At 65.2% G+C, this 7,176-nt stretch carries 7 protein-coding genes and 1 pseudogene; 7 read left to right on the top strand and 1 reads right to left on the bottom strand.

Annotated elements, in window-relative coordinates:
* A pseudogene (locus HP547_RS08370) lies at positions 1-537 on the bottom strand (ATPase); the annotation flags it as partial.
* A 268-nt stretch (positions 538-805) separates the two neighbouring features.
* Here HP547_RS08370 and HP547_RS08365 point away from each other — a divergent pair.
* From HP547_RS08365 to HP547_RS08335, 7 genes are all read left to right on the top strand, one after another.
* Positions 806-1,333 carry a spore coat protein U domain-containing protein gene (locus HP547_RS08365; protein ID WP_172286018.1) on the top strand — a complete coding sequence of 176 codons (528 nt, stop codon included), beginning with the start codon at positions 806-808 and terminating at the stop codon, positions 1,331-1,333.
* A gap of 30 nt (positions 1,334-1,363) precedes the next feature.
* Complete coding sequence (locus tag HP547_RS08360) at positions 1,364-1,900, top strand: spore coat U domain-containing protein (protein WP_172226134.1); 537 nt, start codon at positions 1,364-1,366, stop codon at positions 1,898-1,900.
* An 18-nt stretch (positions 1,901-1,918) separates the two neighbouring features.
* On the top strand, positions 1,919-2,452 hold the full coding sequence (locus HP547_RS08355; RefSeq protein WP_172286017.1) for a spore coat protein U domain-containing protein: 534 nt from the start codon (positions 1,919-1,921) through the stop codon (positions 2,450-2,452).
* A 3-nt stretch (positions 2,453-2,455) separates the two neighbouring features.
* The gene (locus HP547_RS08350; RefSeq protein WP_172286016.1) at positions 2,456-2,959 is read left to right on the top strand and encodes a spore coat U domain-containing protein; all 504 of its coding nucleotides are present in this window, start codon (positions 2,456-2,458) and stop codon (positions 2,957-2,959) included.
* Between the two features lie 39 nt (positions 2,960-2,998).
* Positions 2,999-3,775 (top strand): molecular chaperone, encoded by a 777-nt coding sequence (locus tag HP547_RS08345; protein ID WP_172286015.1) that lies wholly within the window; start codon positions 2,999-3,001, stop codon positions 3,773-3,775.
* Between the two features lie 108 nt (positions 3,776-3,883).
* Positions 3,884-6,181, top strand: coding sequence for a fimbria/pilus outer membrane usher protein (locus HP547_RS08340; protein ID WP_172286020.1), 2,298 nt, complete (start codon positions 3,884-3,886; stop codon positions 6,179-6,181).
* Complete coding sequence (locus HP547_RS08335) at positions 6,178-7,146, top strand: spore coat U domain-containing protein (protein ID WP_172286014.1); 969 nt, start codon at positions 6,178-6,180, stop codon at positions 7,144-7,146. The genes HP547_RS08340 and HP547_RS08335 overlap by 4 nt, the downstream gene beginning before the upstream one ends.
* Positions 7,147-7,176 lie beyond the last annotated feature (30 nt).

The raw sequence follows: 7,176 nt of genomic DNA, 5'->3' as shown, positions 1-7,176 counted from the left end.
ATCGAAGCGGTAGGCCTTGACCCGGCCGAAGCCGGTGATGCGCTTCAGTTGCACCACCGTCTGCTGCAGCAGTTCTTCGAGGCTGCCCGCCAGGTGCACGGTGCTGACAAAGCTGCGCACCACCGGGTAGTAGTCACCTTGCCCGGCCAGGTCTGCCGGCAGGCGCGGGGGTTCGAATTCGGTAATCAGGACCTGGTCGTGACGGTGCGCCAGCAGATGCAGCGGGGCGCTGAATGGCGCGCCCTGGCGCAGGTGCACGTCGCCGATATGGAACGGGAACGCTTCGTCTTCCGGTAGCCGCGCAAGGTGCCCGCGCAGGTCGAAGGCGTCGCTGACCAGATCGGCGAAGCGGTAGCCGATCAGTTCCCTGGCGGGTATGCCCAACCACTGTTCGACGTTCTCGCTGGCCTGCAGCACGCGCAAATCGGTTTCGTCCAGCACCAGCAGGAAGCCATGCGGCTGGACGCTGCCTGGCACCTGGATCGGTTCCAGGGCACAACGCTCCACAGCTTGGGCAAGCGTGCTGTCTGCGGTCATCAATGAAAACGCTCCTGTCATGTCGGTCCATGCTTGCCGCATGAGTCTGAGGCAGGATGATGGTGATACACCCTACCAGAATATCCACGCGGACACCGGCCTTTGGCTATTGGAGGCACGAGGAGGCAGAGGGGTTCGGCGCGTTGCGGTTTTTTTTTCGAAGGGGCTATTGCTTTGTTGCTAGCACAAAAAAACGGCTTGGCGCCGCCGCAATACTGGCATCTCGCTGCTACGCTCAAATTCAGCATAAAGTGATAAGGATAACAAGGTGACGGAACGCTTCCTGGCCGCGCTGTTGGGCCTGTTGTTGAGCGGCAGTGCCATGGCGGCAGACTTCCTGGTGGAAGTACGGGTACTGGTGCAGCGCGGCTGCATGCTGGTCAACCAGACTCGCGATGCCGGTGCGCAGGCGCTGGGGCAGATCGACCTGGGCGCCGCCGCACGGCTGGATGGCCCGGATGCGCCGCTTGCGGGTGCGTTGCTTGGTCAGCGCCCGCCGCGCCTGGAATGCAACCCCGACACCCCCTACCAAGTGCGCGTCGACGGCGGCCAGCATGGCGGTGTCGGTGAGGTACGCTTCCTGGCCAGCGATGACGCCAAGGCCCGGCCGATCCCTTATCGCCTGTACCGTGACGCCGCCTGGCGCGAGCCCTTGGCGGTGAACGTGGCGCAGTCGGCGCGGGTTCCGGACAGCGGCTCGGTCGAGCTGCCGCTGTATGCCCGTATCGACAAGCTGGCCTGGGTGCCGAACGCCGGCCGGTATGCCGACCTGCTCAAAGTCACGGTCACCTGGTAGGGACGTCACCATGCACAAGGATGCGACGCCATGAATCGTACCTCGATCCTGCTGCTTACCCTCGGCCCGCTGCTGGTCCCCGGCGGTGCGGCGCATGGCACCAGCACCGGGTTCATCCAGGCGCGGCTGGTGATCAGCGCGGCTTGCCAGATCAGCAGCAACGAGACGCAACCGGCCACCCTGGGCAACCCTGGCCTGCTGGACTTTGGCGAGCGGGGCCCGAACTGGGATCAGCCCTTGCGCAGCCGGGTCGATGAAGTGAGTGGGGAGGGCAGCCTGCAGATCAGCTGCACGCCTGAAGTGCGGGCTTTCAATGTGCGCATCAATGGCGGCCAGAATGGCGACGATGGCGTCCGCCGCCTGAGCAATGGCCGTGAACTGATCCCCTACCAATTGGCGGTCGACCCCGGCGGCAACAGCCGCTACGGCATCGGCCAGGCACGTGCCTTCACCATCAACAGCACCCAGCAGATACCGATCCCCATCTACGGTGTGGTAGTGGCGCAACCGCGCGCGCTGCCGGCCGGGCTGTACCGCGACACCCTCAGGGTGACTCTGGACTGGTAACAACGCAAGGAGACTCCGATGCGAACGAACCTCTCACGCTGCATCCTCGCCGGTCTGGGCCTGGCCCTGGCCTCTCAGGCCCAGGCCGCCACGGTGACCGGGACCATCAGCTCGACGCTGACCTTGATTGCAGCGTGTCAGGTCAATGGCAGCTCGGGTACCTCGGGGCTGAATTTCGGTAGCTTGAACTTCGGTACCCAGGACGCCTTGTTCGGCACTGCCGACGCCCAGGTGCTGGGCGGTACCGGCGCGGCGATGAGCATTCTGTGCTCGGCCGGCACGATACCGGCGATTCGCGTGCGGGCCGGGGCCCACGATGGCCAGTCGACCGGCGGCACCCGCGCGCTGGCAGATAGCGCCGGCAACTTCGTGCCGTACGACTTCTACACCGACTCCGGGCACACGCAGGTGCTGAATATTGACGCCACCATCACCCTACCGACCAGCACCGGTGTGGCGCAGCCCGTCAACCTGTACGGCCAGGCACGGGGCAAGGCGGGGCTGCCGGCCGGGGTCTACACCGACACGGTAGCCGTCGAGCTGTCCTTCTGAGCCATGCGTGCCTGGCTGGCAGGTGGCCTGACCGGCCTTGGCGTACTGCTGGCCGCGCCCTTGGACGCGGCAACCACCAGCACCTTCACGGTGACGGCGCAGATTGCCGCCGGCTGCCTGGTGGTCGGCGGTGTGACCAGTTACGGGGTGCTCAACTACGGCTCGCAGTCGGCGCTGTCCACCGGCATTCTCAGCACCGCCCTGGGCGGCAGCATGGTGACCTTCCAGTGCACGCCGGGCGTGGCCATGAGCATGAGCGTGGACGGTGGCCAGAACAGCGCGAGCGGCACGCGCAACCTCAAACGCTCCAGCGGTACCCAGGTGCTGGCGTACCAGTTGTACCGGGACGCGGCCTACAGCCAGACCCTGGGCATAGGGCAGAGCGTGGCCGTGGGCTATTCCGACCCGACGGCCATCAGGCTGCCGGTGTACGGGCGGGTTCAACTGACGGGCACGCTGCCGGCAGGGACCTACACCGATGTGGTGCAAGTGACGGTGACCTGGTGAATCCAGCGCCACCAATGACAAGAGTCTAAGGAGAGCTTCATGGGGGCAGGCGCGAAGTGGGCGCGTGGATTGATCGGTTTGTTGTGGCTGGCAAGCCTGCCAGCCGGGGCGGCTACCTCGGTGCTGATCTGGCCGATCGACCCGGTGCTGGAGGCCGACCAGAAAGCCGGGGCCCTGTGGCTGGAAAATCGCGGCACCGCGCCGGCCAACTTGCAGGTGCGGGTGTTCGCCTGGCGCCAGGGTGATTACCAGGAACAGTTCCAGGCACAGCGCGAGATCATCGGCAGCCCCCCGGTGGCCAACATCGCCCCCGGGCAGAAGCAGCTGATCCGCCTGACCCGCACCGGCCCTTCGCCGGCCGGTCAGGAGCAGGCCTACCGGATCATCATCGACGAAATCCCGCCCGCCATCCCGGTCGACAAGGCCGAGCCTGGCACCACCGCCGCCATTCGCCTGCAGATGCGCTATTCGGTGCCGCTGTTCGTCTATGGCGAGGGTTTGTGGGGCAAGGCCGACCCCGAGGGCAAACGCAATGCCGAAGGCGTGGGCAAGCCGCAGCTCAGCTGGCAGCCGGTGACGGTGCAGGGCAAGCCTTATGTGGAATTGCGCAATACCGGCCCGGTGCATGCGCGCCTGACCGATGTAGTGGTGCAGCAGGGCAGCCAGGCCAAGCCGCTGGCCGAGGGGCTGCTGGGCTACGTGCTGCCGGGTGCCAGCATGCGCTGGCCTGCACCGGTGGCCCCGAACAGTGGCAGCGTGCTCAAAGGGCGGGTGAACGGGCAAAGCAACGCGGACGCGATCCGCCAAGGCCAATGAGCCAGCGACTGAATGCAGCGCATGGGCCAGGGAGGACCCGGCAATGGTTGGAAACCGTGTGTGAAATGGCTGACGGCGACGACGCGCCGCTGGTGCCTGGGGCTGGCCATGGTTGGCCCGGGGCTGGCGCTGGCCGACGACCTGCCCCCACCGCCCACGGAGATCTCCGCCATCGCCGACGCCACCCTGTACCTCGACCTGCTGGTGAACCAGATGCCCAAGGCTGAGCTGGTACCGGTGCAGCAACGCGCCGGGCAGCTGTACCTGGACAGCGAAGTGCTGCGCGCTGCCGGCGTGTCGGTGCCGGGCAACCCCCTTGGCGAAGTGGCCCTCGATGGCATCCCCGGGTTGCACACCGACTACGACAGCCAGAACCAGCGCCTGCTGCTGCAGGTGCCGCCGGCCTGGCTGCCCGATCAGCAAGTGGGTGACCGCAGCCTTTACCCGCCCAGCGAGGCGCGCAGCAGCTTCGGTGCGCTGTTCAACTACGACCTGTACCTGAACGATACCGATGAGGGTGGCACCTACCTTGCGGCCTGGAACGAACTGCGCCTGTTCGACAGCTGGGGCACGTTCTCCAGCACCGGGCAGTGGCGCCAATCGTTCAACGGTGCGCAGGCCGCCGAAACGCGGCAGGGGTTCCTGCGTTACGACAGCACCTGGCGGTTTACCGACGAGCAGCGCCTGCTGACCTACGAAGCCGGTGACTTCGTGACCGGTGCCTTGCCCTGGACCAGCTCGGTGCGGGTGGGGGGCCTGCAGCTGTCACGCGACTTTGCGGCACGGCCGGACCTGGTCACCTACCCATTGCCGGCATTTGCCGGCGAAGCAGCGGTACCGACCTCTCTCGACTTGTTCATCAACGGCTACAAGTCCAGCACTACCGAGCTGCAACCAGGCCCTTACACGTTGACCAACGTGCCGTTCATCAATGGTGCAGGGGAGGCGGTGGTGGTCACCACCGATGCCCTGGGCCGGCAGGTGTCGACCACATTACCGTTCTACGTCACCAGCAGCCTGCTGCAGAAAGGCCTTTCGGACTATTCGCTGGCGGCGGGCAGCCTGCGCCGTGACTACGGCGTGCGCGATTTCGCCTATGGCCCGGGCGTAGCCTCGGGCAACCTGCGCTATGGGGTGAGCGACACCTTTACCCTGGAGACCCATGCCGAAACCGCCGAATCGCTGATGTTGGGTGGCTTGGGCGGCAACATGCGCCTGGGCAACTTCGGCGTGCTCAACGCGGCCTTGGCGCACAGTCAGTTCGATGGCGAGAAGGGCCACCAGGTCGCCCTGGGCTATCAGTACAACAGCCAGCGTATCGGCTTCAGTTATCAGCGCCTGCAACGCCACGGTGAATACGCCGACCTGACCCGGGTCGATACCCCGGACATTCAGCTGAGCAAAAGCAGCGAGCAGGTCACCGTCAGCGTCAACCTCAACGAGTACGGCAATCTTGGCGCCGGTTACTTCGACGTACGTGCCGGTGATGGCACCCGCACCCGGTTGATCAACCTGAGCTACAGCCGGCCGCTGTGGGGCAACAGCAGCGTCTACCTGTCGGCCAACCGCGAAGTCGGCGACAGCCAGTGGGCGGTGCAGGCGCAACTGGTGATCCCGTTCGACCTGCACGGCACCCTTGCCCTGGGCATCGAGCGCAGCAAGGAAGGCCAGAGCTTGCAGCGCGTCAACTACAGCCGTGCGGTGCCGGTGGGTACCGGCGTGGGTTACAACCTGGGCTATGCAACGGGCAGCGATCGCGATGCCTATCGCCAGGCGGATGCCACGTGGCGGCTGCAGTCGGTGCAGTTGCAGGCCGGGGTGTATGGCAGCAGCGGCGAGATGACCCGCTGGGCCGATGCCAGCGGGTCGCTGGTGTGGATGGATGCCGGGCTGTTCGCCGCCAACCGTATCGATGACGCGTTCGTGGTGGTCAGCACCGAAGGCTACGGCGATATACCGGTTCGCTACGAAAACCAGGAGGTCGGCCGCACCGATGCTGACGGGCACCTGCTGGTGCCGTACAGCAGTGGTTATTACCGCGGCAAGTATGAGATCGACCCGATGGACCTGCCGCCGGATATCCTCGCACCGGAGGTGGAGCAGCGGGTAGCGGTACGCCGGGGCAGCGGCTATCTGCTGGAGTTTCCGCTCAAGCGCGTGCTGGCGGCCAGCATCGAACTGGTCGACACCAGCCAGCACGTGCTCAAGCTGGGCAGCCGTGTGACCCACGAACAGTCCGGGAGCCAGGCCGTCGTCGGCTGGGACGGGCTGGTGTACCTGGAAAACCTCTCGCCCCACAACCGCCTGCAGGTGGAGCTTGAAGGGGGCGGCCAATGCCAAGTGGAATTCGACCTGCCCAAGGCTGAAGGTTCGAACCCCCTGGTTGGCCCGTTGGTGTGCAAATGAAGACCTGGTGGGGCGGGGTGTGGGCGTGTGTCTTGCTGTTGTCGGCGGGCTCGACCTGGGCCAAGTGCCTGGCGGTGCCGACCCTGCCTGTGGCATTTGGCACACTCAACTCGACTCAGGTGCGCACTGTGTCCCAGACGGCGTCTACCACCAATGCAGGCTTGCAGTGTAACGGTACGGTACTGAGCGTGCTCAGTAGCGGCGACTCGTTCAAGTTGACCGTGGCGCCGACAACCGGTGGATTGGTCGGGCCCACCGGCGATGTCATCCCTTACACGCTGTATGCCGACGCCACCACCAACTTTCCGATTACCCGCGGCGTAGCCTTTGAATTTGGTCGCACTGGTATCCTCGACCTGCTTGGGCTGCTCAATGGCACACCCAAGGCGGTGCCGCTGTATATGCGCACCCAGATAGGCAGTAACGTCGCTGCCGGGGTGTACTCGGAAACATTGACGATGAGCTGGGCGTGGAATTATTGCGAAGGGATTGCCATCGGCGGGCTGTGCATCGGGCGTGACAACAGTTCAGGGTCACAACCCCTTACGGTAAGCCTGACGGTGACCAACGACTGTCAGATCACTACGCCCAATATCAGCTTCGGCAGCGCGCCGGTGGTGGCAGGTTTTGCCACGGTCAACCAGAGCCTGAGCGTTTCGTGTACCAAGGGCAGCAACTATACGGTGGGGCTGGATGACGGCCAGAACGTCAGCGCTGGGCGCAGGCGAATGAAGTCGGCGGCCAGCAATTACCTGGCCTATGACATATTCAAGAGTGCCGGGACGGTGCGCTGGGGGGCGTCAGGGGCGGCGCGACGCGCGAGCACGGATGCCGATGTCAATCCGGGGCTGGGTACCGGCACGGGCAGCCAGGTATTCAACTACAACGCCAAGGTCTACACCGACCAGGCTACGCCGCCGGCGGCGAGCTATACCGACAGCGTGATTCTGGATGTGCAGTTCTGAACAGCGTTCACCGCGGGCTCGCAACGACCG

It is taken from the genome of Pseudomonas sp. CM27 (genome assembly GCF_013179515.1).
In the GTDB taxonomy this organism is placed as follows: domain Bacteria; phylum Pseudomonadota; class Gammaproteobacteria; order Pseudomonadales; family Pseudomonadaceae; genus Aquipseudomonas.
Note: the sequence above shows the minus strand (reverse complement) of the source record. Positions and strands in the feature narration are given on the sequence as shown.

Coding starts and splice junctions, on each gene's coding strand:
- HP547_RS08360 (WP_172226134.1), top strand. CDS start 1,364: ATGAATCGTACCTCGATCCTGCTGCTTACCCTCGGCCCGCTGCTGGTC.
- HP547_RS08355 (WP_172286017.1), top strand. CDS start 1,919: ATGCGAACGAACCTCTCACGCTGCATCCTCGCCGGTCTGGGCCTGGCC.
- HP547_RS08350 (WP_172286016.1), top strand. CDS start 2,456: ATGCGTGCCTGGCTGGCAGGTGGCCTGACCGGCCTTGGCGTACTGCTG.
- HP547_RS08345 (WP_172286015.1), top strand. CDS start 2,999: ATGGGGGCAGGCGCGAAGTGGGCGCGTGGATTGATCGGTTTGTTGTGG.
- HP547_RS08340 (WP_172286020.1), top strand. CDS start 3,884: ATGGTTGGCCCGGGGCTGGCGCTGGCCGACGACCTGCCCCCACCGCCC.
- HP547_RS08335 (WP_172286014.1), top strand. CDS start 6,178: ATGAAGACCTGGTGGGGCGGGGTGTGGGCGTGTGTCTTGCTGTTGTCG.